Annotated in this window: 24 protein-coding genes; 11 read left to right on the forward strand and 13 right to left on the reverse strand. The window is 69.7% G+C overall.

Annotated features, from left to right (window positions below; translation table 11 throughout):
• Nucleotides 1–71 precede the first annotated feature (71 nt).
• Entirely contained in the window at nt 72–323 is a 252-nt protein-coding gene (locus tag KLK06_RS24895) for a hypothetical protein (RefSeq protein ID WP_214637968.1), read from the forward strand.
• Nucleotides 320–964, forward strand: a complete 645-nt coding sequence (locus KLK06_RS24900) for a cyclase family protein (protein WP_214637969.1) — start codon at nt 320–322, stop codon at nt 962–964. The genes KLK06_RS24895 and KLK06_RS24900 overlap by 4 nt, the downstream gene beginning before the upstream one ends.
• Here the strand turns inward: KLK06_RS24900 and KLK06_RS24905 are convergent.
• From KLK06_RS24905 to KLK06_RS24915, 3 genes are all read right to left on the reverse strand, one after another.
• A complete protein-coding gene (locus KLK06_RS24905; RefSeq protein ID WP_214637970.1) occupies nt 939–1,940 on the reverse strand; it encodes an NAD(P)-dependent alcohol dehydrogenase in 1,002 nt (333 codons plus the stop codon). The genes KLK06_RS24900 and KLK06_RS24905 overlap by 26 nt on opposite strands.
• Before the next feature lie 386 nt (nt 1,941–2,326).
• Nucleotides 2,327–2,677, reverse strand: a complete 351-nt coding sequence (locus KLK06_RS24910) for a hypothetical protein (RefSeq protein WP_214637971.1) — start codon at nt 2,675–2,677, stop codon at nt 2,327–2,329.
• A gap of 404 nt (nt 2,678–3,081) precedes the next feature.
• Complete coding sequence (locus tag KLK06_RS24915; protein ID WP_214637972.1) at nt 3,082–3,258, reverse strand: hypothetical protein; 177 nt, start codon at nt 3,256–3,258, stop codon at nt 3,082–3,084.
• 32 nt (nt 3,259–3,290) lie between these two features.
• On the opposite strand from KLK06_RS24915, the gene map reads away from it, so the two are divergent.
• On the forward strand, nt 3,291–4,139 hold the full coding sequence (gene map / locus KLK06_RS24920) for a type I methionyl aminopeptidase (protein WP_214637973.1): 849 nt from the start codon (nt 3,291–3,293) through the stop codon (nt 4,137–4,139).
• On the opposite strand, the gene KLK06_RS24925 is transcribed toward map, so the two are convergent.
• The 5 genes from KLK06_RS24925 to KLK06_RS24945 form a co-directional block, all read right to left on the reverse strand.
• A complete protein-coding gene (locus tag KLK06_RS24925; RefSeq protein WP_214637974.1) occupies nt 4,126–4,515 on the reverse strand; it encodes a sensor histidine kinase in 390 nt (129 codons plus the stop codon). The two genes, map and KLK06_RS24925, sit on opposite strands and share 14 nt — an antisense overlap.
• A 205-nt stretch (nt 4,516–4,720) precedes the next feature.
• On the reverse strand, nt 4,721–6,697 hold the full coding sequence (locus KLK06_RS24930; RefSeq protein ID WP_308168427.1) for a bifunctional copper resistance protein CopD/cytochrome c oxidase assembly protein: 1,977 nt from the start codon (nt 6,695–6,697) through the stop codon (nt 4,721–4,723).
• Nucleotides 6,694–7,302 carry a copper resistance CopC family protein gene (locus tag KLK06_RS24935; RefSeq protein ID WP_214637975.1) on the reverse strand — a complete coding sequence of 203 codons (609 nt, stop codon included), beginning with the start codon at nt 7,300–7,302 and terminating at the stop codon, nt 6,694–6,696. The genes KLK06_RS24930 and KLK06_RS24935 overlap by 4 nt, the downstream gene beginning before the upstream one ends.
• Before the next feature lie 44 nt (nt 7,303–7,346).
• Complete coding sequence (locus KLK06_RS24940; RefSeq protein ID WP_214637976.1) at nt 7,347–8,630, reverse strand: helix-turn-helix domain-containing protein; 1,284 nt, start codon at nt 8,628–8,630, stop codon at nt 7,347–7,349.
• A gap of 238 nt (nt 8,631–8,868) precedes the next feature.
• Nucleotides 8,869–10,368 carry a helix-turn-helix domain-containing protein gene (locus KLK06_RS24945; RefSeq protein ID WP_214637977.1) on the reverse strand — a complete coding sequence of 500 codons (1,500 nt, stop codon included), beginning with the start codon at nt 10,366–10,368 and terminating at the stop codon, nt 8,869–8,871.
• A 93-nt stretch (nt 10,369–10,461) separates the two neighbouring features.
• Here KLK06_RS24945 and KLK06_RS24950 point away from each other — a divergent pair, with 93 nt between their 5' ends.
• From KLK06_RS24950 to KLK06_RS24960, 3 genes are all read left to right on the forward strand, one after another.
• Nucleotides 10,462–12,675 (forward strand): molybdopterin cofactor-binding domain-containing protein, encoded by a 2,214-nt coding sequence (locus KLK06_RS24950; RefSeq protein WP_214637978.1) that lies wholly within the window; start codon nt 10,462–10,464, stop codon nt 12,673–12,675.
• A complete protein-coding gene (locus KLK06_RS24955; RefSeq protein ID WP_214637979.1) occupies nt 12,659–12,889 on the forward strand; it encodes an EF-hand domain-containing protein in 231 nt (76 codons plus the stop codon). Before KLK06_RS24950 ends, KLK06_RS24955 begins: the two co-directional genes overlap by 17 nt.
• 77 nt (nt 12,890–12,966) lie before the next feature.
• Nucleotides 12,967–14,352, forward strand: coding sequence for an NCS2 family permease (locus KLK06_RS24960; protein ID WP_214637980.1), 1,386 nt, complete (start codon nt 12,967–12,969; stop codon nt 14,350–14,352).
• Here KLK06_RS24960 and KLK06_RS24965 read toward each other — a convergent pair.
• Nucleotides 14,345–14,830, reverse strand: coding sequence for an Rrf2 family transcriptional regulator (locus KLK06_RS24965; RefSeq protein WP_214637981.1), 486 nt, complete (start codon nt 14,828–14,830; stop codon nt 14,345–14,347). The two genes, KLK06_RS24960 and KLK06_RS24965, sit on opposite strands and share 8 nt — an antisense overlap.
• Before the next feature lie 82 nt (nt 14,831–14,912).
• Between KLK06_RS24965 and KLK06_RS24970 the strand changes: the two genes are divergently transcribed.
• Nucleotides 14,913–15,656: an SDR family oxidoreductase gene (locus KLK06_RS24970; RefSeq protein ID WP_214637982.1), complete on the forward strand. Its 744-nt coding sequence runs from the start codon at nt 14,913–14,915 to the stop codon at nt 15,654–15,656.
• A 38-nt stretch (nt 15,657–15,694) separates the two neighbouring features.
• Here the strand turns inward: KLK06_RS24970 and KLK06_RS24975 are convergent, their stop codons facing one another.
• Nucleotides 15,695–16,693, reverse strand: a complete 999-nt coding sequence (locus KLK06_RS24975) for an excalibur calcium-binding domain-containing protein (RefSeq protein ID WP_214637983.1) — start codon at nt 16,691–16,693, stop codon at nt 15,695–15,697.
• Nucleotides 16,694–16,864: 171 nt separating this feature from the next.
• On the opposite strand from KLK06_RS24975, the gene ald reads away from it, so the two are divergent.
• Nucleotides 16,865–17,986: an alanine dehydrogenase gene (gene ald / locus KLK06_RS24980; protein WP_214637984.1), complete on the forward strand. Its 1,122-nt coding sequence runs from the start codon at nt 16,865–16,867 to the stop codon at nt 17,984–17,986.
• An 83-nt stretch (nt 17,987–18,069) separates the two neighbouring features.
• Here the strand turns inward: ald and KLK06_RS24985 are convergent, their stop codons facing one another.
• Nucleotides 18,070–18,807 carry a dienelactone hydrolase family protein gene (locus KLK06_RS24985; protein ID WP_214637985.1) on the reverse strand — a complete coding sequence of 246 codons (738 nt, stop codon included), beginning with the start codon at nt 18,805–18,807 and terminating at the stop codon, nt 18,070–18,072.
• 225 nt (nt 18,808–19,032) lie between these two features.
• Complete coding sequence (locus tag KLK06_RS24990) at nt 19,033–22,164, reverse strand: BTAD domain-containing putative transcriptional regulator (RefSeq protein WP_214637986.1); 3,132 nt, start codon at nt 22,162–22,164, stop codon at nt 19,033–19,035.
• A gap of 184 nt (nt 22,165–22,348) precedes the next feature.
• Between KLK06_RS24990 and KLK06_RS24995 the strand changes: the two genes are divergently transcribed.
• From KLK06_RS24995 to KLK06_RS25005, 3 genes are all read left to right on the forward strand, one after another.
• Complete coding sequence (locus KLK06_RS24995) at nt 22,349–22,831, forward strand: hypothetical protein (protein ID WP_214637987.1); 483 nt, start codon at nt 22,349–22,351, stop codon at nt 22,829–22,831.
• A gap of 237 nt (nt 22,832–23,068) precedes the next feature.
• The gene (locus KLK06_RS25000) at nt 23,069–24,343 is read left to right on the forward strand and encodes an ATP/GTP-binding protein (RefSeq protein WP_214637988.1); all 1,275 of its coding nucleotides are present in this window, start codon (nt 23,069–23,071) and stop codon (nt 24,341–24,343) included.
• A 110-nt stretch (nt 24,344–24,453) separates the two neighbouring features.
• On the forward strand, nt 24,454–25,137 hold the full coding sequence (locus KLK06_RS25005; RefSeq protein WP_214637989.1) for an RloB family protein: 684 nt from the start codon (nt 24,454–24,456) through the stop codon (nt 25,135–25,137).
• Nucleotides 25,138–25,446: 309 nt separating this feature from the next.
• Here the strand turns inward: KLK06_RS25005 and KLK06_RS25010 are convergent, their stop codons facing one another.
• Nucleotides 25,447–26,160 carry a DUF3105 domain-containing protein gene (locus tag KLK06_RS25010; RefSeq protein WP_214637990.1) on the reverse strand — a complete coding sequence of 238 codons (714 nt, stop codon included), beginning with the start codon at nt 26,158–26,160 and terminating at the stop codon, nt 25,447–25,449.
• Nucleotides 26,161–26,164 lie beyond the last annotated feature (4 nt).

Here is a 26,164-nt window from a genome sequence, read left to right on the forward strand (position 1 = left end):
GCAGGTCAGCTTACGCTAACCTTTAGCAATCTTTATTTGCGCTTCAGCGCAAAAAATCCTGACAATGGCGCATGAGCTTCCTCGTTGCCGTCGTCGGCTGGCTCGGCGCGGCGTTACTGCTGTTCGGGTACGCCATGATCACCGCGTCACGGATGTCCAGTGACGGCGCCCCCTACCAGCTCGTCAACCTGGCCGGCTCGATCGGCCTGATGGTCAACAGCGCCTGCAACGCCGCCTGGCCCTCGGCCGGCCTGAACCTGGTCTGGGCCCTGATCGGCACCACGGCCCTCTACAAGCTCGTCAAGATCGGAATCGCCAAATGATCGTCGAACTCAGCCACCGCATCACTGACGGCATGGTGACCTACCCGGGCATCCCTGGGCCGGTGATCGGCACGCACCTCAGCAGGGAGTCCTCGCGCGAGGTCTACGAGCCGGGTACCGAGTTCCACATCGGGATGATCACGCTGGCCGCCAACACCGGCACCTACCTGGACACTCCGCACCACCGCTACGCCGACGGGCCGGACCTGTCACAGGTCCCGCTGAGCAAGCTCGCCGACCTGCCGGGACTGGTGGTACGCTCCGAGGGCGTCAGGCAGGTCGTCCTCGACGAGGGGCTGGACGTGCGCGGCCGGGCCGTACTGATCCAGACCGGGTGGGACCGGCACTTCGGCACCGACAAGTATCAGCACGGGCACCCCTATCTCGCGCCCGAGTCGGCGGCCTGGCTGGTCGAGCAGGGCGCGGCGCTGGTCGGCATCGACTCGCTGAACATCGACGACACCCCCTCGCGCGGCCCTCGCCCGGCGCACTCGGTGCTGCTTCAGGCGGGCATCCCGCTGGTCGAGCACCTGACCGGACTCGCGGCGCTGCCGGATGAGGGCTTCCGCTTCCACGCCGCACCGCCGATGGTGGCGGGCATGGGGACGTTCCCCGTCAGGGCGTACGCGGTGATCCCTTAGCGTCCATGGTGATGATGATCTTCCCGGTGGGGTGGCCTTCGGCGAGGTAGCGGATGGCGTCCGCGGTGTCGGCGAGGGGGTAGGTGCGGCCGACCACCGGGGTGACCACGCCGGACTCGATCAGTTGCGTGAGCTCCTCCAGCTCCTGGGCGCGTTCCTTGGAGGCCAGGCCGCGCAGGTGCTGACTGGTGAACATCGAGACGAAGGGCGCACGCATCTGGCGGGTGTAGCCACCGAGCAGTCCGCCGGCGTCATGCCCGCCGCCGGCCAGCACCAGCGTCCCGCGCGGGGTCAGGGCGCGCCGCAGCAGCGACAGCGGGCGGCACCCGGCGATGTCGATGATCACGTCATAGCTCGGCCCGTCGCGGTCGACCTCCTCGCGGGTGTAGTCGATGACCTCATCGGCGCCGAGCGAGCGCACCAGGTCAACCTTGCCGGTGCCGCACACGCCGGTCACCCGCGCGCCGGACGCCTTGGCGATCTGCACCGCGAACGACCCGATGCCGCCGGCCGCGCCGATGACCATCACCTTCTGCCCCGCCCGCACCCGGCCGCCGTCGCGGACGCACTCCAGCGCGGTCACCCCGGAGATGGGCACCGCGGCGGCCTGCTCGAACGACAGCCTGGGCGGCTTGGGGGCGAGCCGCCCGCTTGCGGCGGCGGTGTATTCGGCGAACGTGCCGCCCGAGCTGGTGCCGTACACCTCGTCACCGGGCTGGAACCGCCGCACGCCGGAGCCGACCGCCACCACCACCCCGGCCAGCGCCCGGCCGCGCACCGCCACCTTGGGCTTCGTCAGCCCGAACGCGACCCGCGCCCCGTACGGCCGGCCGGTCATGCAGATCCACACGCCCGGGTCCACCCCGGCGGCACGTACCTGGACCAGCACCTGGTCCTCCCCGATCGACGGCTGGTCCACCTCGCGTAACTGGAGAACATCGGCCGTGCCGTACACGTCCTGGGCGATCGCTTTCATGATGAAGCTCCTCGATGTACAGAATCTTTGACACCTCGAAAGTAGCAAATCCTTGACCTCATGTCTAGAAACTTTTACATCGCCCCGCAGCGGAGGGCCGGCCCCCGAGCGCGGAAGCGGCCACCGCTGTGATCATTCAGGTGCGATCTGAAGATCATGCGGTGGCCGCGCGGACCCCGGCCCTCCTGACGCGGGCCCAGATTCACTGACGCGCCGAATTCAGGTAGACGCCGAAACGTCGATTGAGAAAAGCCTGCAGCTACTAATAAAAGAATAACTCCGGAAAGCAGACTACGGCGAGCCGCCGCCCGGTCCGCGGCCCGCCGTAGCCTTACTATGCTCTGCGTCCCATCACGTCCGGGCTCTCAACCGAGCCCGGTCGCGAGTCATTTGCAGGTGGACGCGATGCAGATGTTGATCTTCTTGATGATGACCGTCGGGTTGAACGACGCGTAGGTGTTGAAGACCGAGTCCTTGATGACCGCGAAGTTCACCGTGGTCTTGTTGAGGTTGTTCTGGAGGATGCCGATCTCGTTGCCGTTGAGAGCGCGGTTACCCGTGATGTTGATCTTCACTGGGATCCCGGCGACCGTGTTGTTGCAGGTGACGACGTTGGCGAGACCATTGGAGCAGGAGTAGCCGCCGGTGGCCTGCGCCATGGAGGCGCCACCCACCAGCGCGGAGCCGAAGAGGCCGAGCATGAGTGCGACCGAGGCCACTCGCGTGTTCGTCTTCATGGAATTAGCCATCCCTCTCTTTGTGGTTTTCACCGCGGTCCATTGCCATCCCCATCTGGAGCTCCGGACCGCCGGCAGACGATGCGAAAACAATTCAATTTCTACATCGGAGCCGTTCCCCCTTTCGCTGCCTTGGACTTTATATCTCACGCTCTCCGCCGATGACTAGTCCAGATTTTTTCGGCTAATCGCCGTCGACGTTTCGACCCGTAGCCTTATGCGAGGTACATACGTATTTTTGGGCGCGCTTGTCCGCAAAAGGACTGATCTATTTTGGGCGCGTTTGTCCGATGCAATGAATTGGAGTCACAGGGAATCGGTCTCAGACGGCGCCAAGCGGGCAGCACAAAACCTGACATCGGCCCTCACGTCCGCCGATGCCAGGAGCTGCGGAGATCGTCAGCCTAGTCGTCGTCCCCGTCGGCCTCGTCCCACGCCTTGTTGCGGTCGGAGGCGCGCTTCAGGGCGCCGGCTGCCTCCTGCTCGCTCTCGTAGGGGCCCATGCGGTCCTTGTTCGGGCAGCCCTGGTCGGGCTCGACACGCATGTGCTTGAGGCAGAACCACCACTGGCCATCGCTCACGGGATCAATCCTGCCCCGTAGACTTGGGTTTCATGACGACATTGCTCCAGCCAGGGCGAGTTTCGCCCATCCGAAAGGTCCCCGCGCACATCCAGCGGCCGGAGTACGTCGGCAAGAAGCGCCCCAAGATCGGCGAATCCGACGTCAAAACCCCGGAGACGATCGAGCGGATGCGGGTGGCCGGCCGGATCGCGGCGCAGGCGCTGGAGGAGGTCGGCAAGCACGCTCAGCCCGGTGTCACGACCGACGAGCTGGACCGGATCGGCCACGAGTTCCTCATCGACCACGGCGCCTACCCGAGCACGCTCGGCTACAAGGGCTACCCCAAGTCGCTGTGCACGTCGATCAACGAGGTGATCTGCCACGGCATCCCCGACGACACCGTGCTGCGGGACGGCGACATCGTCAACGTCGACATCACCGCCTACATCGGCGGCGTCCACGGTGACACCGACGCGACCTACCTGGTGGGCGACGTCGACGAGGAGTCGCGGCTGCTGGTCGAGCGCACGCGCGAGGCGACGATGCGGGCGATCAAGGCGGTCGCGCCGGGCCGGCAGCTCAACGTGGTGGGGCGGGTCATCGAGGCGTACGCCAAGCGGTTCGGCTACGGCGTGGTGCGCGACTTCACCGGGCACGGCATCGGCACCACCTTCCACTCGGGCCTGATGGTGCCGCACTACGACGACCCGTCGCTGAAGGTCGAGCTGGTGCCGGGCATGACGTTCACGATCGAGCCGATGCTGACGCTGGGCACGATCGACTACGACATCTGGCCCGACAAGTGGACCGCCGTGACCAAGGACCGCAAGCGCACGGCGCAGTTCGAGCACACGCTCGTGGTGACCGATACGGGCAGCGAGATCCTCACCCTCGCCTAGGCACCACGCCGCTGACGGTGGTGCCCTCCCCCTGCGTGCCGGTGACCGACAGGCTGCCGCCCAGTTCGGTGAACGTGGCCCGCATCCGCGCGATGCCGCGGCCCGCCCTGAGCGTGGCGAAGCCTTCGCCGTGGTCCCGGATCGTCATCCGGAGGCCGCTCTTGCCCGAGGTCACCGCGACGGAGACGAGTCTCGCGCCGCTGTGGGTCTCGACGTTGCTGAGCGCCTCGCGCATGGCGGCCAGGACGCCCGCCGCGATGCGCGACGGCACGTCGGCCGAGGGCAGTGCCCAGGTCTCGACGGCGATGCCCGTGCGCTCCGACCACTCCGCCAAGTAGGTCTCCAGCGCCTCCGCCAGGCTTTGCCCCCCGCGCATGCGCGTCTCTTTCGACAACTCTTATCGCCTCTCTGAGCACATGGGCGCCCCATCGGCCCCCATGCCGATGTCCCATGCGCGTGCGCGCAATCCCCCTCCAGGCTTACGCACACAGCTCATGAGGTTATGCCCGTCTCCCCTGCGAGCAAGGCTACCCGGCGGTTCGGTTACGCGCTGATGAGGATAGAAGGCCATGGCCGAACGGCTATGAGCCGCTGTCACCACGATTGAGCTTGGCGAGGTAGTCGTTGTAGGAGTCGAGTTCGGGGTCGCCCGCGCCCGCGCGATCGGCCTTGCGGTCGGCCCGCCGCGCCTGCCGCTCGTCGTCCTGGTACCACTGCAGGGCTATCGCCAGCAGCACCATCAGGGTCGGGATCTCGCCGAACCCCCACGCGATCGCGCCGCCGTTCTGCTGATCCTCCAGCAGCGGCCCGCCCCACGTACGGCCGAGCTGGTCGTACCAGCCGGAGGCCATCACGGTGCCGGTCATCATCAGCGCGATCCCGAAGAACGCGTGGAAGGGCATCGTGACGAAGAGCACCAGCAACTTGCCCACGTACGGCAGGCGGTGCGGAGCCGGGTCGACACCGATGATCGTCCAGAAGAACAGCGAGCCGCTGAGCAGGAAGTGCAGGGTCATGAAGATGTGCCCGAGGTGCTCCTCCATGGCCGACTCGAACAGCGGCGTGAAGTACAGCGCGTACGTCGAGGCGATGAAGATGGCCGTCGCGATGCCCGGATGGCCGACCACCTTGACGAACCCGCTGTGCAGGATCGTCGTCAGCCACTCACGCGGCCCCCGGTCGCCGCGCTTGGCGGCCGGCTTGAGCGCGCGCAGCGCCAGCGTGACGGGACCGCCGAGGACCAGCAGGATGGGCACGACCATGGACAGCGTCATGTGCTCGACCATGTGCACGTCGAACATGACCTTGGCGTAGCGGGCCACACCGCTCTGGGTGGCCACGATCAGCAGCGCCACCCCGCCGAACCAGGCGGAGGTGCGGCCCCACGACCAGTGGTCGCCGCGCCGCATCAGCCTGATGACCCCGGCCGCGTAGAGGCCGGCCAGGACGGCGGCGACCACCGCGAAGAACAGGTCGAGCCACCAGAGCGAGGCCAGGTTGCCGAGCGTGATCGGCGGCGGCATCGGGAACCCGAGCAGGTCGAAGGCCCGGTCGGCGGGCAGGCTGACCGGCGGCGGCGCGGTGCGCGAGAGCACGACGGCCAGACCCATGGTGGCGGACATGAGCAGCAGCTCGCCACCGGCCAGCCTGGCGAACGCGCCGTGGCGGCCCGCGGAGAGCCCGGCCAGGGTGCGCTGCCGGTGCCACCAGCCCACGTAACCGAGCAGGACGAACGCGATGATCTTCGCCACGATCAGCACGCCGTACGCCGACGTCCACAGGTCGGAGACGGCGGTCAGCCGGGCCAGCACGCTGAACACCCCGGACACGCCGACCCCGATGTAGCACCACAGAGCGAGCCTGGAGAACCTGGCCGCGGCGATCTCCAACTGCGGCAGCTTCCGTACGGCGTGCAGCGCCACCACGGCGAGGCCGCCCACCCACAGCGACAGCGTGAGCAAGTGCAGCGCCAGCCCCGAGGTGGCCAGGTCATGGTTGGGCGAGGAGGAGGAGTGACCGGTGAGCGCCGGGGGCAGCAGCGTGGCCAGCGCGAGCACCAGCAGGCCCGCCGCGGCCCCGGCGGTGATGGCGCCCCGCGAGAACAGCGCGATGGCCACCCCGAACAGCACCACGAGCGTGAGCGAGATGCCCTGGCTGTACTGGGTGGCGAAGCCGGTGAGGTAGTTGGACTCGAAGACCTCGGTGACCGGGCGGGCGAAGAAGTCGGCCGCCCCGAACACGATCGCGGCGAACGCGGCGGCCGCCCAGGACAGCGCGCTCCAGGAGGCGGCCTTGACGTAGCCGAGCGCGGTCTTGCCGAGCAGGCCCTTGTCGTTGGGCAGCAGGGTGGCCGCGGCCAGCAGCAGGCCGATGGTGACCACGCCCGCCGCGTCCATCCACAGCTTGGAGACCGGCAGCCCCCATCGGGTGATCGGGCCGGCGTCGGGCAGACCGGGGATGATCCGGGGGAACGCCGCGCCGCCGGCGACCATGGCGATCACCAGGGCGACGAGCGCCGCCCCCACCGCCGCGAGCGCGAGACGCGCGGCCCGGGTCACGGCTTCTTCTTGTCCGCGGGCGGCTTCTTCCGCGCGCTGAACAGGAAGCCGATGCCGATGCCGACGAGCGCGCCGACCACGATGAGCAGCCACACGGGGAACGACGCCGAGGTCGCGGACTCCGCGGCCACCGCCCGGTCGGCCGGCGCCTGCGACGCCGGAGCCGGCGAGGCCGCCTGGGAAGCCGGCGCCTGGGTGACGGGCGCCTGCGACTCCTCGCTCGCGGAAGGCGACGGCGACGGCGCCCCCTTGACCGTGAACGGGATCTCCCCCTCGATCGGATGACCGTCGGAGGAGACGACGCGGTAGGCGATCGTGTACTTCCCGTTGGGCAGCGTGCCCTTCAGCTCCTGCGTCACCACCTTGCCGCCGGCGTGGGGGTCGCCGCTCTGGTACGCGGTGCCGCCGGGGCCGCGCACGATCACGACCGGGATGCGTACGGGGGAGGTGAACTCGAGCCTGACCTTGTCGATGGACTCGACCGTGGCGCCCTTGGCCGGGTCGCTGCTCTTGAGAGCGTCGTGGGCCAGAGCCGGTCCTGCGGTGCCCAGCAGGACCAGGGCGGCGAGAAGCGCGGTAAGAGCCGCGAACGGGGATCTCTTCATGACACCCCCAAGGCTACCGACGTCGCCGCCCGGTCCCGACCTCGCTACAGGCCCGCGCAGGCCAGCGCCCGCTGGTAGGCCTCCACGGCGCTGTCGGCGTCGCCGAGCTGCTCCATGGTCTCGGCGGCGGCGTACCAGACTCCGGCGACCTTGCCGGTGTCGGGCAGCGGGCTGATCCACTGGCGCACGATGTCGAGCTCGTGCTCCGCCTCGCCGAACCTGCCGAGGGCGCCATAGGTGCGGCTGAGCACGAGGCGCAGCTCCGCGCCCAGCGTCTTGGCGGTCTCGGGCAGCAGTTCGGTGCCGGATCGCACATACCTGAGCGCCTGCTCGTAGTTGCCGTCGAGGATCTCGGCGCGGCCCAGCTCCACCAGGCAGCCGGCGCGGTCGGCGGTGCTCGCCGAGGTCTGGGCCAGCTCCTGGTCCGCCTTGAGGAGCAACTGGCGGGCCTCCTTGCGGGCCGACGGCCTGACTCTGAGCAGCAGGGCGGCGTACGCGTGGCGCATCCTGGCGAGGTTGCGCGGCTGGCCGTACTCCGACTGGACGGCCAGTGCCCGCTCGGCGAAGCCGAGGGCCTCCTCGCCGTGTCCGGTGGTCTCGGCGACGACGGCGGCGTTCCAGCAGGCGGCGACCGTCGATCTCGGCGTGCCGAGCAGGTCGGCCGCGTTCAGCAGCTCGGCGGCGAACTGGCGGGCGCGCAGCAGATCGCCGCGCAGCATGTACGCCCCCAGCAGGGTGGCGCCCAGCTCGATGATCAGGTCGGACCAGGCCGGCCGGTTCGCGCCGCCCAGGATGCGCTCACCGATGGCGACGGCCTCGGTCAGCCTGTCGCTGCGGTGGTAGAGGCGGCACAGCGCGATGGACACCTCGATGCGGCGGTCGGCCGGGATGTCCTCCTCGTTGATGCGATCGAGGATGGCGATGGCTCCGGCGAGGTCGCCACATGCCTCGGTGGCCAGGGCGAGCCCGAATTCTGTGTCTTGACGGAGAGACGTCAGACCTGTCAGGTTATTGTTCGCCATCAACTCGGCGAAGCGAGACCGGGCCTCGGAGACCTCGCCATTCTCCAGGGCCAGCCGCGCGTAGCCGAGTGCGAGCTCGATGTCCTCCATCTGCTCGGCGGTCACGCCGTTGACCAGATAGGAGAGTGAGCAGTCCAGCTTCTGAGCCAGCAACTCCAGGACGGCGGGAGTCGGGGTACGCTTGCCACTCTCAATCAAGGAGACGTAGCTGTCCGAAAGTTCGGGATGCGCGAGTTGCGCCTGTGACAGGCCACGCTGTCGCCGAACCGTCTTAATCCGGAGTCCGACCAGGTCAGATGTGGTCACAGTCGCCGCTCCTTGAGATGATGAACCGCTATACCCATAGGCGAGGGAGATCCCACATGCGCATGCGACTTATCTTGGCCGCACTTGCTGCCATGGCCGCGACCGTTCTGGTCGCAGGAGGCAATGCTACGACTGCAAACGCCCAAACGTCTCCTGCTGTCAGCTTCGATATCCCGCTATGCTGCTAGGCCATCGCTGACCGCACGTGCCATGAACACGGCCTCCGGCGATGCCGAGGTCAACCCGCCCGGAGGGCCAGGAAGAAGTCCACGCGGTCCGTCATCGTCGACAGGTCGCGGCCGGTCAGGTCCTCCACCCGTCTGATCCGGTAACGGACCGTGTTGACGTGCACGTGCATCCGCTCGGCGCACGCGTTCCACGAGCCGGCGCAGTCGAGGAACGTGCTGAGCGTCCGCACCAGCTCTGACTGGTGCCGCCCGTCGTAGTCGAGCAGCGGCGCGAGCAGCCGATCGGCGAACGAGCGCCGCACGTCGCCGGGAGTGGTGGCCAGCAGCAGGGCGTGGGTGTAGATCTCGTCGCTGGTCACCACGCCGCCACCCCGCGCCTCCGCCAGCCGCCTGGCGTGCCCGGCCTCCTCGGCCCCGCCCTTCACGGCCGCCGCACCGGTGAGCGCACCGCTCAATCCGACGCAGACCCGCGTGCCGGGCAGCGCGGAGAGCACCTCCACCCCGGTGCGCAACCGCTCGGTCACCCCGCTCACCGTCGAGCCCCGCAACGGCACCAGCGCCACCGCGCCGTCCGGCCGTACCGCCGCGACGACCTCGCGACCCAGCAGCTCCTCCACCACCTGCCCGCCCAGCGCCGCCGCGTCCGTCCCGCCCACCGGATCCGGCCCGCCCGGCCTGCCCGCCGGGAGGACGGTGACGTTCACGATCGCGTACGGCTCGGCGGCGTCGAGCCCGCAGGTGCGGAGGCCGGCGTCCAGCTCGGCCGGCCCCGCCTCCGCCAGCGCGGCCGTGACGAGCTGCGCGGCCAGCCGCCGTTCGACCCGGCGGCCCTCCTCCATCCGGCTGCGCTCGAGCGCGACGCAGTCCGCCAGCTCGTAGCCGAGGTCGGGCCGGTCCATCAGGTCACCGTCGCAGGCCAGCACCCAGCCCGCGGCCCGGTGGCCGCGCCCGACGCCGAAGATCGTGTGCTCGCCGGCGAGACAGGGCAGCCGGGACGCCGTCAGGTACGCGCGGGCCGGCCGTACCGGATCCTCGAGGGAACCCACGATCACCTGGCCGGAGGCGGAGACGACGGCGCCCGTGACGCCGAGGTCGGCCGCGGTCAGCGCGAACAGCTCCGGCAGCGCGGCGCCCTCGGCGACGGCGGCGAGCAGCCGGCGGTGGCGGCCGAGCGCGTCGCGCACGTCGCCGGACAGGCGGGGCACGACGAGCTCGGCGACCGTACGGAACGAGACCTCGGTGGGCACCTCGATGAGCGTCAGCCCGGCCTCGGCGCACGCCGCCACGACGTCGGCCGGAATGTGGCCGAGCCACGCCTGGCCCGCCCCGAGGGCGGCCACCCCGGCGTCGACCAGCGCGGCGACGAAGCGGGCGGCGTCGTCCGGCGTGCCGCGCCACATCATCCCGGTCAGCACCAGCTCCCCGCCCGACAGGTAGCGTCCGGGCTCGGGCAGGTCGGTGATGTGCACGCCGGTGAACTCCGTGGCCGGGTCGCCGGTCAGGAGACTGAGGCGCAGCTCGCCGATGGCCAGCAGGTCACTGATGCGCACTTGGAGGAATATACAAGTCGATCGGGCAAGCTCTGACCGCGATTTAACGTCACACGCATAGGACCGCCCGCACGCCGGTGCTCTACTCGGAGGATGACCGAAACGGAGAGCGTGACGCGGCGGCTCGGGGCCCTGGGCGTGGGCGAGAGCGCGCGGCGGCCCGACGCGACGCTGAAGGTCACCGGCGAGTTCGCGTACGCCTCCGACCTGTGGCTCGACGGCATGGTGTGGGGCGCGACGCTGCGCAGCCCGCACCCTTCGGCGTGGATCCGGTCGATCGACGTCGGGCCCGCGCTGGCGATCCCCGGGGTGTTCACGGTGCTGACGCACGAGGACGTGCCCGGCGAGAAGTTCTACGGCCTGGAGCTGAAGGATCAGCCCGTGCTCGCCATCGACCAGGTCCGCTACCAGGGCGAGCCGGTCGCGGTGGTGGGCGCCGACCATCCGGAGACCGCGCGCAGGGCCGCCGCGGCGATCGTGGTCGAGTACGAGCCCCGTCCCGCCGTGACAGACCCCCGCGAGTCCCGAGATTTCGTCCGGCGGCAGCCGGTGCGGGTGGGCGACACCTTCGAGGCGGACGTCGTGGTGACGGCCGAATACGAGGTCGGCATGCAGGACCAGGCATTCCTCGGTCCCGAGTCCGGCCTGGCCGTCCCCGCCGAGGACGGCGGCGTGGACCTGTACATCGCCACCCAGTGGCTGCACGTGGACCGCGACCAGCTCGCCCCCTGCCTCGGCCTGCCGCCGGAGAAGGTACGGCTGACGCTGTCGGGCGTCGGCGGCGCGTTCGGCGCCCGCGAGGACCTGTCGATGCAGGCCCACGCCTGCATGCTGGCGCTCCGGCTGAACCGCCCCGTGAAGATCGTCTACAGCCGGGAGGAGTCGTTCTACGGCCACGTACACCGCCACCCCGCCTGGATGCGCTACGAGCACGGCGCCACCCGCGACGGCAAGCTCGTCTACGTCAAGGCCGACATCCTGCTCGACGGCGGCGCGTACTGCTCCTCCTCCCCCGCCGTGGTCGGCAACGCCGCCTCGCTCGGCGCCGGTCCGTACGAGGTGCCGAACGTCCGGATCGACGCTACCGGCGTCTACACCAACAACCCGCCGTGCGGGGCGATGCGCGGGTTCGGCGCGGTGCAGGCCTGCTACGCCTACGAGTCGCAGATGGATCTCCTGGCCGAGGCGTGCGGCCTGTCGCCCATCGAGATCCGGGTACGCAACGCGGTGTCGCAGGGCTCGTCGCTGGTCACCGGCCAGATCATCGACTCGCCCGCGCCCCTGGCCGGCATGCTCCGCGACCTCGCCGCGATGCCCCTCCCGCCTGCTCAGGGAACCGATCTGCGCGCATTGCCGGGCGGGGTCTCGCAGACCACCCACGGCGAGTCCGTACGGCGCGGCGTCGGCTACGGCGTCGGCATCAAGAACATCTGCTTCTCCGAAGGCTTCGACGACTACTCGACGGCCAGGGTCCGGGCCGAGCTGATCGGCGGCGAACCGCACGTCACCGTGCACACCGCGGCGGCCGAGGTGGGCCAGGGCCTGGTGACGATCCAGGCCCAGATCGCCAGGACCGAGCTGGGCGTCGAGGACGTGACCGTGGCCACGGCCGACACGACGGTGGGCTCGGCGGGCTCGTCCTCGGCCTCCCGGCAGTCCTACGTCACCGGCGGGGCGGTGAAGGCGGCCTGCGAGGCGGTACGGGCGCGCTTCGAGGGACTGCCTGCTAGGGAGGCGCTGGAGAAGTACGGGCCGATCGAGGAGACGCGGGAGTACCGGCACCGGCCCACGTTCCCGATGGACCCCGAGACCGGGCAGGGCGACTCGCACACCCAGCTCGCCCTGTGCGTGCACCGGGCCGTGGTGGACGTGGACGTCGAGCTGGGCCTGGTCAAGGTGGTCGAGCTGGCGGCCGTACAGGATGTCGGGCGGATCCTGAACCCGCAGGCGCTGGAGGGCCAGATCCACGGCGGCTCGGCGCAGGGACTCGGGCTGGCGCTGATGGAGGAGATCCAGCTACGTGACGGGCGGCTGCTGAACCCGTCGTTCACCGACTACCTGATCCCCACCATCCTCGACATGCCGCCGATGGCGCTGAAGATCCTCGAAAATCCCGACCCCGCCGCGCCGTACGGCCTGCGTGGCGCGGGTGAGCCGCCGACGCTCTCGTCCACGCCCGCCATCGCGGCGGCGGTGCGGGCGGCGACCGGGCGGCGGTTGACGCGCGTTCCCATCAGACCCGAAGATATCGCCCTGTTTAATAAGGGGATTGACTACGGGGAGGAATCCGATGACCAGCGCACGTGACGCCGCCAAGGCGGAGTTCGAGCGGTTCGACACCGACGGCGACGGCCTGCTGTCGACCAGCGAGATCAGGCAGGTCAACGCGGCCCTCGGCGGGCACGGCGTCGACGACGGTGAGATCAGCGCGTTCATCGACGCCGCCGACAAGGACGGCGACGGCCGGATCGGCCTGGAGGAGTTCGTCGCCCTGCTGGGCGGCGGCAAGCACGAAGCATGACGTACCGGCGGCCCGAGGCGTGATCACGTTCCGGGCCGGGTAGGGCATCCGGCACTCCCCCTTGATCGCGAGGGGGGATGGCCGTGCTCGACAGGTTCTTCGAGCTCTCCGGCCGGTCGACGACGGTCGGGCGCGAGGTGCGCGGCGGGGTCACCACGTTCATGGCGATGGCCTACATCATCCTGCTCAACCCGATCATCCTGGCCGGAGCCCGGGACATCACCGGCGCCAGGCTCTCCATCGTTCAGCTCACCACCTCGACCGCGCTGGCGGCGGCCATCTCGACGCTGCTCATGGCGTTCATCGGCAACGCGCCGCTCGGGCTGGCGGCCGGGCTCGGCCTGAACGCGGTGGTGGCCTACCAGGCCGCGCCGTTCATGACCTGGGCCCAGGCGATGGGCCTGGTCGTCCTCGAAGGTCTGGCGATCATCATCCTGGCCGTGACCGGCCTGCGCACCCTGATCATGAACGCGATCCCGCTGGCGCTCAAACACGCGATCAGCGTGGGGATCGGGCTGTTCATCGCGCTGATCGGGCTGGTCGACGCGGGTTTCGTGGCGCCGGGCTCCGGCACTCCCGTACAGCTCGGCGCGACCGGGCACCTGTCGGGCTGGCCCGTCACGGTGTTCTGCTTCGGACTGCTCCTGATGATCGTCCTGTACGTACGCAGGACCCCGGCGGCCATCCTCATCAGCATCGCGGTGACCGCCGTGCTGGCCGTGGTGGTGAACTCGCTGGCCACCATAGACCCCAAGTCGTGGGGTGTGGTGGTGCCCCGGATGCCGGCGTCGCTCGTCGCGGCGCCTGACTTCGGGCTGGTGGGGCGGTTCGATCTGTTCGGGGGATTCGTGAGTGCGGGGGCGCTGACGGCGGCCGTGGTGCTGTTCACGCTGGTGCTGTCCGGGTTCTTCGACGCGATGGGCACGATCATCGGCGTCAGCGACGAGGCCGGGCTGGTGGACGAGCAGGGGCGGGTGCCGCGGCTGGGCGCGATCCTCACCGTGGACGGCGTCGCGGGCATGGTCGGCGGGTCGGTCAGCGCGTCGGCGAACACCGTCTTCGTGGAGTCGGCCGCCGGCGTGGGCGAGGGGGCGCGGACCGGGCTGGCCAGCGTGGTGACCGGGGCGCTGCTGGGTCTGGCCCTGCTGTTCACGCCGCTGGCCGGGATGGTCCCCGCGGCCGCGGCGGCGCCCGCACTGGTGCTCGTCGGGGCGCTGATGATGACGCAGAGCAGGAACGTGCCCTGGGGCGATCCGGAGCTGGCCGTACCCGCGTTCCTGACGATCGCGCTGATGCCGTTCACCTACTCGATCACGAACGGGGTCGGGGCCGGGGTGATCGCCTACACGCTGCTCAAGGCGGCTCGGGGGAAGTTCGCCGAGATCCCGTGGCTGCTGTGGGTGGTCTCGCTGATCTTCGTGGCCTATTTCGGGATCACCGCGCTAGAGGAGCTGTTCAGGTAGCGGAGCGCGTCGTGCTCGCCAGGCGTGATCGGGTCCGGGCCGGCGCCGTCAGGGGCAGTGTGGTGAGGATGTCGGCCAGTGAGACCCCGTCGAGGCTGCGCCGCCACGCGTCGTGCGCCTCGCGCATCTTCTCGGAGAGGATGCAGACGCGCAGGCACTCCTCGGGCAGCAACGCACCCCGCCCCTGCTGGCGGATCTCGCGGCACTCATACGGGGAGGACGCGCCGTCGACCGCCTCCACGATCTGTAGCAGCGTGATCTCGGCAGCCGGCCGCCCGAGCCGGAACCCGCCACGCGGGCCCGTCGACGCCGCCAACACCCCAGCCTTGGCCAGCGCCTGCAACTGCTTGGCGAGATAGGGCGCGGGAAGGTCGTAGTAATCCGCGAGCTGCGCGGCCGACGCGGTAGCCCCAGGCTCGAGCTGCGCCAGCGTCGTGGCGCAGTGCAACAGCCATTCGGTGCTCACAGGCAGCTTCACGGGACCCAGCATATCCCGGATATTGAGGATCTGTTTAGTCCGAGATATGGTCGGCGCGTATCGGAATGAAGGAGAGCTCACCATGCGGATCGCAGTCGCCGGCGCGACCGGGAACATCGGTTCCCTGACCGTCGCCGCCCTCAACCGGGAGGGACACGATGTCATACCCATCAGCCGCTCGCTCGGCGTGGACCTCGTAACCGGTGACGGGCTCGACGATGCCCTCACCGGGGTAGAGGCGCTCATCGACGTCACCAACGGCCCCGCGGCCGACCGGGACGAGACGGTGGCGTACTTCACCGCCACCACACGCAACCTGCTCGCCGCCGAGGAGCGGGCCGGCGTCCGGCACCACGTGCTGCTCTCGATCGTCGGGATCGACCAGATCGAGGGCAACGCGCACTATGCCGGCAAGCGGGAGCAGGAACGCCTGGTGGCCGCCGGAGCGGTGCCGTGGACGATCGTCCCGGCCACGCAGTTCCACGACTTCGCCGCGATGGTGGCGAGCTGGACCGCGCAGGACGGTGTCGCCACCATCGCGCCACTGCTCGTTCAGCCGATCGCGCCGGCGGACGTGGCCGACGTATTGGCCGAGATCACGGTGGGCGCGCCGAGGGGGCGCTACATGGACGTCGCGGGGCCCGAGCCGCAAGACCTCGTCGACATGGCCCGGCGCACCAACCAGGCGCGCGGGCTGGAGGTGAAACTCGTGCCGACGTGGTCGGGGTTGTTCGGGCCGTCGATGGCGGGCGACGTGCTGCTGCCCGGCGACGGTGCCCGCATCGCGCCGACCACCTTCGACGAGTGGCTCGCGGGACAGCGCTAGAGCCTTCTCCGCCGACCTGCTACTTGCGGAATACAGCGCTAGCGGATGTCGGCGGTGTTGCAGGCCACGCCGTTCTTGTCGACGTCGGTGTACCAGGCGTACTCGGGGTGACGGCCCTTGTAGTAGGGGCCGTCGCCGGCGGCGACGGCCTCCTTGCAGCTGGCGTAGCGCGTGTCCAGGGGTCTCTGGGTGCCGCGGACGGGAGAGGTGGCGCGGCCGTCCGTGGCGGAGGAGGTCGAGGTCGGAGCTCCCGCGTTGGGCGCGCCCGTAGTGGTGGATCCCGTGTTCGGTGCTCCCGTACTCGTGGTGCCCGTGTTCGGCACGGTGCCGGCCGGGTCCGAGGTCGGCGCTCCACCGGTCGGCGCTCCACCCGTCGGTGCCCCACCGGTTGGTGCCCCATTCGTTGGCGCGCCACCCGTCGGTGTCCCATCGGCCGGTGCTCCGGCGGTCGGTGAGGTGCTGAGCAGGCTGGCGGTCAGCGCTTCGGCCTCCTCCTTGCCGAAGCCCGCGATGCTCAGGCTGTCACCGTCCATGGGCTGCGTGACGATCGGCGCCGCCAGAACGGTCTTGGGCACCAGGACGACCGCCACCTGCCGCTGGTCGGTCACCAGCTCGTCGATGAGGTCCGACACCTTCTGCTTGAACGCGGGCGCGATCGCGATGCGCACCGAATAGGTGCCGTCCTTCTCGCGTACCGCCTCGATCCGCTGCACGGCGTTGACCGTGACCCCGTCCTCCAGCAGGTAACAGGTGGTCTGCTCCTTGTCGAGCACGGCCGTGACACCCGGGCACGGCGCCGGTTTGGTCTCCCTGACCGGCGCGAAGTGGATCGGCGTCGCCAGCCGCTGCGGCGGGACGGCGCCCAGGAACGGCGAGTCGGGACTCTTGGTCATCAGGACGGCGACCGTGCCCAGCACCCCGGCGATGAGCACGAAGACGACCAGCGAGACGATCAACACGATGGTGGTTAATCTGCTGGCCTTGGGTTCTCCGGGCTCTCCGGGCTCCGCGGGCGGCGGCTCTTCCGGCATCTCCATCGTTGGCGACCCCATCCTGACGTTCGGGCTGCGGGTGAGCCTATCGAGGACAGGCCGAAGCGGGGTAATCAGCCGAACATTCCTCGCCTTCCCGTAAAAAGCGAGGAAGAATGGAGAAAGAGTTACAGATTGTCGATGGATCCTCCCGGCCGTCAGGAAGAAAGTAAACATATGAAGGTCGGTGTTCCCCGCGAGGTCAAGGACAACGAGCACCGCGTCGCACTCACCCCCGCGGGCGTCCACGAGCTGGTACGGCACGGCCACCAGGTCTACGTCGAGCACGAGGCGGGCCTCGGCTCCTCGATCCCCGACGCCGACTTCCAAGCGGCCGGCGCCGTCATCCTCGCCCGGGCCGACGACGTCTGGGCCGAGTCCGACCTGGTGCTGAAGGTGAAGGAGCCGATCGCCGAGGAATACCACCGGATGCGCAAGGGCCAGATCCTGTTCACCTACCTGCACCTGGCCGCCTCCCGGGCCTGTACCCGGGCGATGCTCGACTCGGGTGTCACCGGGATCGCCTACGAGACCGTACAGACGCCGAACGGCGCGCTCCCGCTGCTCGCCCCCATGTCGGAGGTCGCGGGACGGCTCGCGCCGCAGGTCGGCGCGTACCACCTGATGCGCTCGCAGGGCGGCAGGGGCGTGCTGATGGGCGGCGTGTCAGGCGTGCGCGCGGCCCACGTCGTGGTGATCGGCGCCGGCGTGTCGGGCATGAACGCGGCGGCCATCGCCCTCGGCATGCAGGCCGAGGTAGTCCTCCTCGACCGGAACATCGACAAACTCCGCCAGGCCGACATGATCTACCAGGGCCACTGCCAGACGGTCGCCTCCAACACTCTGGAGATCAACAGGGCCGTACGCGAGGCCGACCTGGTCATCGGCGCGGTCCTGGTACCCGGCGCGAAGGCGCCCAAGCTGGTGACCAACGAACTGGTCCGCCGGATGAAGCCCGGCTCCGTACTGGTCGACATCTCGATCGACCAGGGCGGCTGCTTCGAGGACTCCCGCCCCACCACCCACGCGGAGCCGACGTACCGGGTGCACGACTCGATCTTCTACTGCGTGGCCAACATGCCGGGGGCGGTGCCGCACACCTCGACGTTCGCCCTGACCAACGTCACGCTGCCGTACGCCCTGGCGATCGCCGAGCGGGGCTGGGCGGGGGCCATGCGCGAAGACCGCGCGCTCGCGCTGGGGCTGAGCACACATGAGGGACGCCTGACCAGCGAGCCGGTGGCCGAGGCGCATGGGTTCGCGTGGACGCTATTGGACGACGTACTGGGTCGAGCCTGACACCCGGCTGGGCCAGCGGGCGCGATCGCGCCGGCCGGGAACGAAGCCCCGACCGGCGCGGCGCGAACTACGCGGCAGCGGCCCTAACCAAGGTGCCGGGTGAAGAACCGCAGCGAGCTGTCCATCTCGAATGCGGGCATCTCCCCGTGCTTGCCGGGGTTGGCGTGCAACGTCTTCTCAGCCGACTCCAGAGCGTCGAACAGCGCCAGGCCCTGGGCCCGCGGCACCAGGTCGTCGTCCCACTGGAGCAGGAACTGCACCGGGACGGTGACCCGAGCAGCGGTCTCGGCCAGCCCGTGCACGCCGAGCAGGCCCAGCACCGCGGCACGGACCCGCGGTTCCGCGGCGAGCAGCGGCACACCGAGCCCGCAGCCCATCGACATACCGCAATAGCCGACCGGGCCGGCACCCACGTGGTCGAGTTCCTGGACCGCGGTGATGATCGCCTGCCATTCGGCGACGGCTTGGCCGGCCATGAGCTCGTGCAAGGTGGCGACCACTACGGCGGCGTCCTCACCGGCGCCGATCCGGCCCCGGTTCTCGGTCACGAACCGGACGAACTCCTCACCTTTCGGCCGGTCGCCGTGATTGGGCGCGTCGATCGCGACGACGGCGAAACCGCCTTCGCTGACGAGATGGCCCGCGCGGGCCGGGATACCGAGGGCTTTCTTGTGCTGTCCACCGCCGTGCCCTATCAGGATCAGGGGGCGGGGGCCGGTGGCGTGTTCCGGTGTCCACAGCACACCGGGGATCTCACCGAGGGTGAACAGCTGTTCGGTGACGCCGTCCGACGACGTCTGGGAGATGGGGGTGAAACGCATAGCGTTACAAACGCCTTTCGGGATGCCTTCCGCGGGCGCTCCCTAGCCGATGCGAGAGAGGGAGCCCCGATCTGTCACAGCGTTGATCGGTCTCACCTCCTTCAGTTCGCAGCTGGCTTCAGTACACAGCTGGTGCATGGCGAGAGAGAACGTACCACAGAGACCTCTCAGTCGGTGACCCCGGCCGTCCGGCCGTCAATCCCGGCTTGGGAGGCGGTGAAACGGTCAACCGAGCCGGGCGGCCACCTCCTGGGCGCGGCGCAGGTCGTACGGTGCCGACAGGCGTTCGGCCGCCTGTACCGCCTGCCCGGCGGCCTTCGCCGCCGCCCGCCGGTCGCCCGCGGCGGCCAGGACGAGCGCGCGGGCCCAGCCGATGCGGGCGGCGGCTCCCGGATGGCGGGCCTGGTACTCGGCAAGGTGCCGGTGGAGCCTCCGGGCCGTCGCGGGGTCCGGGGACATGCGGCAGAGCAGCTCGGCCAGCCCCGACCAGCACTCCAGCATGCCGCGCTGGGCCTTCGGCAGGCGGGCGGCCAGATCCAGCGCCCGGGCCAGCGCCTCCCGCAGGTCGTCCGCGATCAGCCGGGCCGAGACCGTAAGCAGGCGCAGCTCCTGGATCACCGGCATGACCGCGCCGTCCCGCAGGCCGAGGCGCTGCTCGTGGGCGCGGCGGCGCTCGGTCGAGGCGCGGGCCGCCGCCAGCACCTCGGCGACACGATCGGGGTCGGTCCCCTCGATCCGCAGCAGGGCCTCGGCCTGGCCCGTCAGGCACCAGTGGCGGCCGATGTCGTCGCCGCCGACCCGGCTCGCCGCCTGTTCTGCCGTGGCGGCGTACAGGTTCGCGGCCTGCACGAAGTCGCCCCGCCAGAGCGCCGCCTCCGCGAGCATGCCCGCGCAGTTCTCGGCCACCCGTGGGTCCAGCGTCCTGGCCCGGCACTCGGCGAACGACCCCCGGGCCGCCTCGAACTCCCCGTCCGAGAGCTGGTCCAGTCCCCTGGCCAGGCGGGCGCGGCTCGCGGGCTCCGTGGGATGCGCGATGCCGGTCAGGGCCTTGTCGGCGAGCGCGCCGTAGCGATCGGCCAGGCGGTGGCGTCCGGCGACGCGGGCGATGACGGCGAAGTTCGCGTACGCCTCCGCGCGCAGGTCCGGGGCGGAGGTGCGGTCGGCGGCGTTGAGCTGGCGCAACGAGACCGCCAGCATCGTAGGCACGTCCTGCTGGTGGTAGGCCAGCCGTGCCAGGAACGTCAGCGCCTGCGCCACCTCGGCGTCCCGCTCGGACCGGGGCACCGGCAGGACCTGATGGAGGACCTGGCGCGCGGCGGCCGTCAGGATGGCGGCGACCAGGCCGGGCCGGGAGGTCGGCAGCGGCCTGCCTACCGTGTCGAGCGCCGCCCTGACCAGCCGGTGCGCCTCCCGCTCCCGGGCAAGCTGATGCTCACTCACGCACGCCATCCGCAACCACCGCGCCCGCAGGCGGGGAGCCTCGGGCGTACGGGCGAGATGCCGCCGCACGACGACCCCCGACTCCTCGTACAGCCGCAGCCGCAGGCACAACACCCAGTAGTTGTCCAGGAATCCTGGCTCCCCGGACACCGCCCAGGCCAGCCGGATGTTGTCCATCTCCGCCCCCAGCACGCGGGTCACCTCCGCGTCCGAGGCATCCTGCAGGGCGGCGGCGTGCCGGTCGAGCAGGCGTGAGAAGTACGCGGCGTGCCGTTCCCGCGCCGCCCGCCGCTCGTCCGGCGACAACTGCGCGGCGGCGAACTGCTGGATGAGCGGGTGGATGAAATACCGCCCGGCCGGGGTGAGCTCGATCATGCTCTGGTCGATCAGGCGGACCAGCACGCGCGGCGCGGTCCTGGCCACCTCCAGCGCCGCGGGCAGCGTGCAGCCGCCGCCGAACACCGCCAGCGCCGCCAGCGCCTTCTGCCCGGCCGGGTCGAGAAGCCGCCAGGAGGTCTCGAACACCGTACGCATGCAGGCGTGCCGCGACCGGGCCGCCGGTCCCGCGGCCGACAGCAGGCCGGGGTCCACGCCGAGACGGCGGCCCAGCTCGGCGGGCGGCACGGCCCGCAGCAGCCCGGCCGCCAGCTCGATGGCCAGCGGCAGACCACCTGCGGCGGCGCAGATCGCGGCCACGGCGGCGGCGTTCCGGTCGGCGTCGAACGCCGGTTGCGCCCGCGTCGCCCTGGCCGCGAACAGGGCCTCGGCAGCCGGTCCCGGCAGACCCGCCACCTCGAACGTCACCTGACCGGGCAGGTCGAGCCGCCGCCTGCTCGTCGCCAGGACCCGCACGCCCGGGGCCGTACGCAGGATGCGCCCGATGACCGCGTCGAAGGCGGGCAGATGCTCGAGGTTGTCCAGCACCAGGAGGACCTCCTGCCGGGCCAGCGCTGCCAGGAGCAGGTCCAGGGCGGGGCGCTGCGGCGTGAGGTCCACGCCGAGGCGGCGGGCGAGCGTGGTGACGGCCGCCTCCGGGCGTACCCCGGCGAAGGACACGAAACCGGCCGAGCCCGAGGCGGCGGCGATGGCCAGGCGGGTCTTGCCGACGCCGCCCGGACCCAGCAGGGTGACCAGGCGTTCGGCGGCCAGCAGCGTACGCAGCCGCTCCAGCTCCGCCTCCCGGCCGAACAGCTCGGTGCCGGGCACCGGCGGGGCCGTGCGCCGGACGGCCGTCCGCTGGGTGAGCAGGCGCCGCCTGGCCTCCGCGGTCTCCGGCGCGGGCTCGACACCCAGGTCGTCGGCCAGCCGCCGCCGCAGGTCGTCGTAGCAGGCCAGGGCCGCTGCCCGGTTGCCCGCCGCGGCCAGGCTCGCCATCAGCAGCCGGTGCGCCTCCTCGTCGTACGGGTCCAGCCCGGCCACCAGGCGCGCCAGCCGTACGAGATCGGCCGGTGGCGTGGAGCCGGAGCGCAGCAGCAGCTCGCGCAGCCGCAGCCGGGCACGCCCGCGCTCCGACTCCAGCCATCCGCCGAAGGCCGGGGCGTCGCAGAACCACACCCCGTCCATGAAGTCCCCCCGCCACAACCGCAGCGCCTCTGCCACGGTCGCCGTCCCAACCAGGCGTCCGTGGTCCACATAGCAGCCGCCGGGGCGGAACCGTACGTGGTCGCGGGTGATGTCCAGCCACCCGCCCACCTCCTTGCGCAGCTCCGACAGCGCCAGGCGCAGACTGCCGCGCGCGTTCGCGTCCGGCCGCTCGCCCCATAGCAGCGCGGCCAGCTCGGAGCGCGGGCGCGGGCCCGGCGTGGTGGCGAGGTAGCAGAGCAGGGCGCGGGTCTTGGCGGCGCGGATGCCCACCGGCCGCCCTCCGACGGCGAGCTCAGGCGGGCCGAGCAGCAGCAGGGTCAGCGAGTCTCCCATAGCCACAGCAGGGTAGGCGCGTCCCCGCCGCGCGACTGCGGAAAAGGGCGTGCACGGAACGTGCCCTGCGCCACTGACCAGCGCTCTCACGATGTGCTCACGCTGCCTGCCCCACTCTGATGCCACGTTTCGCGAGGACCGCGAGACGCGATCCTCACCAAAATCCTCACCAAGGAGAAGCAGCATGCGCTCTCAGAAGCTGATCCCCGCGCTCGCCCTGGCGGCAGGACTGGCCGTCCCGGCAGTCCTGGCCGCGGCCCCGCCCGCCGGCGCGACCGCCTTGGCCACGAACTGCTCGGTCGCGTTCTACGACCTCGACGCGTCCGCCGTGGACGAGGTCGACGGCAAGGACGAGCTCAGGCTCGAGGTCGGATCCAGGCTCTTCCCCAACTCCTGGGTCAACATGCAGGCCGGCGACGACGCCGACCCGGTGGACTTCGACTACGCGAGCGTCAACCTCAGCAGTTCCTCGTCGTTGGCCTTCAACCTGCGCGAGGTCCAGCCGCCGATCGTCAAGGCCGGCTTCAACCTCGGCACGATCATCGTGGACGGCTCCGACTGCGCCGGGCTCTCCACCGGCCAGTACGCCATCGTCGGGGGCATCGTCTCCGGCACCCATGACAGCTACTACGAATACAACCTCAGGTTCAAGATGACCGGGCTGTAACCCCGCCCGAACGTGAAGGCCCCGCCGTGGTCCCGAGGCGGGGTCTTCACCTTCTACACAAGCCCGGTGGTTCCGGAGCTGCTCAAGTAGTTCAGAGGGCCAACGCACGACCTACGACCGACACGAGAGGGCGTACTGGCATCCGCTTGAGGGGTGTCATAGGCTGTTAGATGCAGGTTCTGCGCGCCAGACTGTAGATAACAGGGTGCAGAAGCCCGTCCCGACTGGAGGCCGGCGGTGCTGATCCGTATGCGGGTGGCCAATCATCGTTCGATCTGCCATGAGCAGGAACTATCTCTGATCGCCACCGAGTTCGACGAGGGAACCGGCCGCAGAGCCGGACTCCAGCACAAGGGGCGAGACGTTTCGTTGCAGCCCGCGCTGGGTGTTTTTGGAGCCAACGCTTCGGGGAAGTCCAATCTGCTTAGCGCCTTCCGGCTCATGGCCGACGCGGTGCGAGACTCTTTCGCGGATTGGGCCAAGACTCCAGGCGTGGTTCCGCGAGAGCCCTTCAAGCTCGATTCCACCTCTCGCGAGGAGACGAGCCTGTTCGAAGTGGACCTCACACTGGGCCGAGAACCTATTCGCTACACCTACGGCTTCGAGTTGTCGGACGAGAGAGTGGAAGCGGAATGGCTGCACGCCTACCCGCACGGTCGGCGTAACATCTGGTTCGACCGAGAGGCGGATCGCCCGGAATCAGCCGGCGGAGAGTTCGTCTTCAAAGGAGAGGGCTTCAAGGGAGAGCGAGATTCCCTGGTCAAGTTGACCCGTCCCAATGCTCTGTTCCTCTCCGTGGGCGCAACCCTCAATGATCCCCAACTGTCCGCGATACACAGATGGTTCCTGAACGACTTGCGGCTCGTCACACCGGGCAGGAACCTGAAATCCTCGACGAACTCGACCAGAGCCCTGCTGGCGCGTCCGGATCGAGCGGAGATCTACGAGCAACGAATCGTCCGGTTGCTGCAATCGGCTGACCTTGGGGTCACACGCCTCGATACCGACCCTGAGACCGGGGAGATCAGGTTGTGGCACCGCACCCCGGACGGGGGCGAGGCACCGCTGCATTTCGGCACCGAGGAGTCACTGGGCACTCATGCGTGGTTCGCCTTCCTGGGGCCCATGCTCACCGTGCTGGACCGGGGGTCAGTCCTCCTGGTAGACGAATTGGATTCGAGCCTGCACCCCGCACTCGCCGCCGAGGTCGTGCGCGCCTTCCAGGACCCCGCGTCGAATCCGCACAACGCACAGGTGATCTTCACGACGCATGACGCGACCTTGCTGGGCAGTGCGGTGCTCGATCGTCCGCTCAACCGCGACCAGGTATGGATCACGGCGAAGAAGCGCTCCGGCGAAACCGAGTTGTACCCGCTGACGGACGCCAAGCCACGCAAGGAGGAGAATCTCGAGCGCGGCTATCTACGGGGTCGCTACGGTGGGGTTCCCCGAGTCACCGCGGGCGAGATCGTCCGCGAACTGTCCTGGCGGGAGACGAAGGCGACGGCGTGAGCGGGCGAACGGGAAAAGGGCAGGGACTGAGACGTCGCGAGCGCTCGGAAGACGGACGTTCGCTGGCGCCGAGATCCGGAGCACGCTCGCGGGAGGTACGAGTCCTGTATGTGGCCTGCGAGGGAGAATCCACCGAGCCCGATTACCTGCGATATCTGAACGAGCAATTCGGGGACGGCGACGGGCAGAGCGGACGGTCCTTTCGGATCCAGCCGGTCTATCGAAAGAATGGAATGACCCCATCTGAGGCCGTCGAAGCAGTGGGTAAGGCCGCCGCCGAAGACGAGGCCTGGGCTCTTTTCGATCGTGACCAGCATCATGACATCCCGCAGGCGGTCAAAACCGCGGCCGATTCCAGAATCGAACTCGCGTTCTCGCACCCGTCATTCGACCTGTGGCTGCTGCTGCACTTCCAGGCGTTCGGGGGAGCGCAGAGCGGCAGCAGCAGGATCGTGATCGAGAAGCTGCGGCAAGCCAAGGGGGCGGGCGCTTTCAAGGACTACGACAAAAGGAACGACAAGAGCATCAAAGGTGCCCGGCGCGATGCTCTGAATGGAAGAGGAGGCCAGGCGGTGACGCATGCCCAAAGTCTGGTCGCCTCGTGCGCCCATGGTCGCTGCAAGCCTGGCCACGCGAAGACGGAACCGGTTGGTCGCGACGCCGAACCGCAGACCGCGCAGCAGTGGATGGCCCGCTCCGGGCATGCCCCGGACTGCCAGGTTCTCCAGCGCGACCCATCCACGGATATGTGGCGCCTACTGGTGTCACTGGGTATTCACACGGACGAAGGCTGAGCGACCCAAGAGCCGCATGATCTCGACGGCGCCGGAGGCGGTCGCCACCGTGCCAGCGGCAGTCGCGTCCAACCGGCACGGCCGGGCAGCGGCAATGGTCAACCGTTCCTGGCCGATTACAACGGGATCGCGTCCCGGGGGTGGCGGGGGCCGGCAGGCCCCCGCCCAAAGGCGAAGCCCCCCAAGAAGGCAGCCTGAGCGAAAGCGAAGACCATGCTTTTCGGGGGTCGAAGGGGGGCGGAGCCCCCCTTGGGAAGCGCAGTCCGACCGTCAGGGAGGCCCGAGCTGGGGGGCTTGGGGGCTTGGGGGTTATTTGTTGGTGGGGCTGGCGCTGGGGCTGATGGTTTCCGTCGGGGGCTGGGATTGGGTGCCCTTGGGCTCGGGTGGGAGGGGGGCCTGGTCCGCCGTGGTGGTGATGGCGTCGGCGCCGCCGCAGCTGGCGCCGGCTTCAGGGGTGTCCGGGCCGTTCTGGTACTTCTTGATGAACGCCGCGAGCTTCGGGTCGTCGGCCTTGTCCAGCTTGAGCTGGTGGCCCCAGGATGATGCCACGACCGGGGCGGGCAGGTTCGGGTACGGGCTGACCAGCATGTAGTCCTGCTGGCCCGTCGAGGAGGCCGTCTTCTTCAGCGCGTCGACCTGCGCCTTCGGCAGGTCGGGGCGGTAGGTGATCCAGAGGGCGCCGTGCTCCAGCGAGTGGACGGCGTGCTCGTTGTGGATGGGCTTGTCGTAGATCGCGCACTGCTGCCAGTAGTTGTTGTGCTCACCACCGACCGGCGGGGTCTCCTTGTACGTGACCGCGTTCCAGACGTGCTGGCCCGCGTCGTACTTGTAATTGGCCACAGCACCGAGTGACGTCTCCTTGGCCTGCTTGACCAAGTAGAAACCGACCACTCCGACGAGCAGCACGATGACGAGTCCGCCTGCCCCCCACATCAGCAGCGCGGCGCGGCGCTCCTTGCTCTTCTGCTGCGCTCGCATCTTCTGCAGATGCTCGCGGCGCGCCTGCGCCTTCTCCTTCGTCATCGTT

The organism is Nonomuraea sp. NEAU-A123, assembly GCF_018603905.1.
GTDB lineage: Bacteria > Actinomycetota > Actinomycetes > Streptosporangiales > Streptosporangiaceae > Nonomuraea.

Excerpts from the sequence above, each read along its gene's own strand:
- ald (WP_214637984.1), top strand. The coding sequence starts at position 16,865 with ATGAAGGTCGGTGTTCCCCGCGAGGTCAAGGACAACGAGCACCGCGTC.
- KLK06_RS24925 (WP_214637974.1), bottom strand. The coding sequence starts at position 4,515 with ATGCGCGGGGGGCAAAGCCTGGCGGAGGCGCTGGAGACCTACTTGGCG.
- KLK06_RS24975 (WP_214637983.1), bottom strand. The coding sequence starts at position 16,693 with ATGGAGATGCCGGAAGAGCCGCCGCCCGCGGAGCCCGGAGAGCCCGGA.
- KLK06_RS24995 (WP_214637987.1), top strand. The coding sequence starts at position 22,349 with ATGCGCTCTCAGAAGCTGATCCCCGCGCTCGCCCTGGCGGCAGGACTG.
- KLK06_RS24955 (WP_214637979.1), top strand. The coding sequence starts at position 12,659 with ATGACCAGCGCACGTGACGCCGCCAAGGCGGAGTTCGAGCGGTTCGAC.
- KLK06_RS24990 (WP_214637986.1), bottom strand. The coding sequence starts at position 22,164 with ATGGGAGACTCGCTGACCCTGCTGCTGCTCGGCCCGCCTGAGCTCGCC.
- KLK06_RS24895 (WP_214637968.1), top strand. The coding sequence starts at position 72 with ATGAGCTTCCTCGTTGCCGTCGTCGGCTGGCTCGGCGCGGCGTTACTG.
- KLK06_RS25010 (WP_214637990.1), bottom strand. The coding sequence starts at position 26,160 with ATGACGAAGGAGAAGGCGCAGGCGCGCCGCGAGCATCTGCAGAAGATG.
- KLK06_RS24985 (WP_214637985.1), bottom strand. The coding sequence starts at position 18,807 with ATGCGTTTCACCCCCATCTCCCAGACGTCGTCGGACGGCGTCACCGAA.
- KLK06_RS24960 (WP_214637980.1), top strand. The coding sequence starts at position 12,967 with ATGGCCGTGCTCGACAGGTTCTTCGAGCTCTCCGGCCGGTCGACGACG.
- KLK06_RS24910 (WP_214637971.1), bottom strand. The coding sequence starts at position 2,677 with ATGAAGACGAACACGCGAGTGGCCTCGGTCGCACTCATGCTCGGCCTC.
- map (WP_214637973.1), top strand. The coding sequence starts at position 3,291 with ATGACGACATTGCTCCAGCCAGGGCGAGTTTCGCCCATCCGAAAGGTC.
- KLK06_RS24905 (WP_214637970.1), bottom strand. The coding sequence starts at position 1,940 with ATGAAAGCGATCGCCCAGGACGTGTACGGCACGGCCGATGTTCTCCAG.
- KLK06_RS24970 (WP_214637982.1), top strand. The coding sequence starts at position 14,913 with ATGCGGATCGCAGTCGCCGGCGCGACCGGGAACATCGGTTCCCTGACC.
- KLK06_RS24935 (WP_214637975.1), bottom strand. The coding sequence starts at position 7,302 with ATGAAGAGATCCCCGTTCGCGGCTCTTACCGCGCTTCTCGCCGCCCTG.
- KLK06_RS24900 (WP_214637969.1), top strand. The coding sequence starts at position 320 with ATGATCGTCGAACTCAGCCACCGCATCACTGACGGCATGGTGACCTAC.
- KLK06_RS24950 (WP_214637978.1), top strand. The coding sequence starts at position 10,462 with ATGACCGAAACGGAGAGCGTGACGCGGCGGCTCGGGGCCCTGGGCGTG.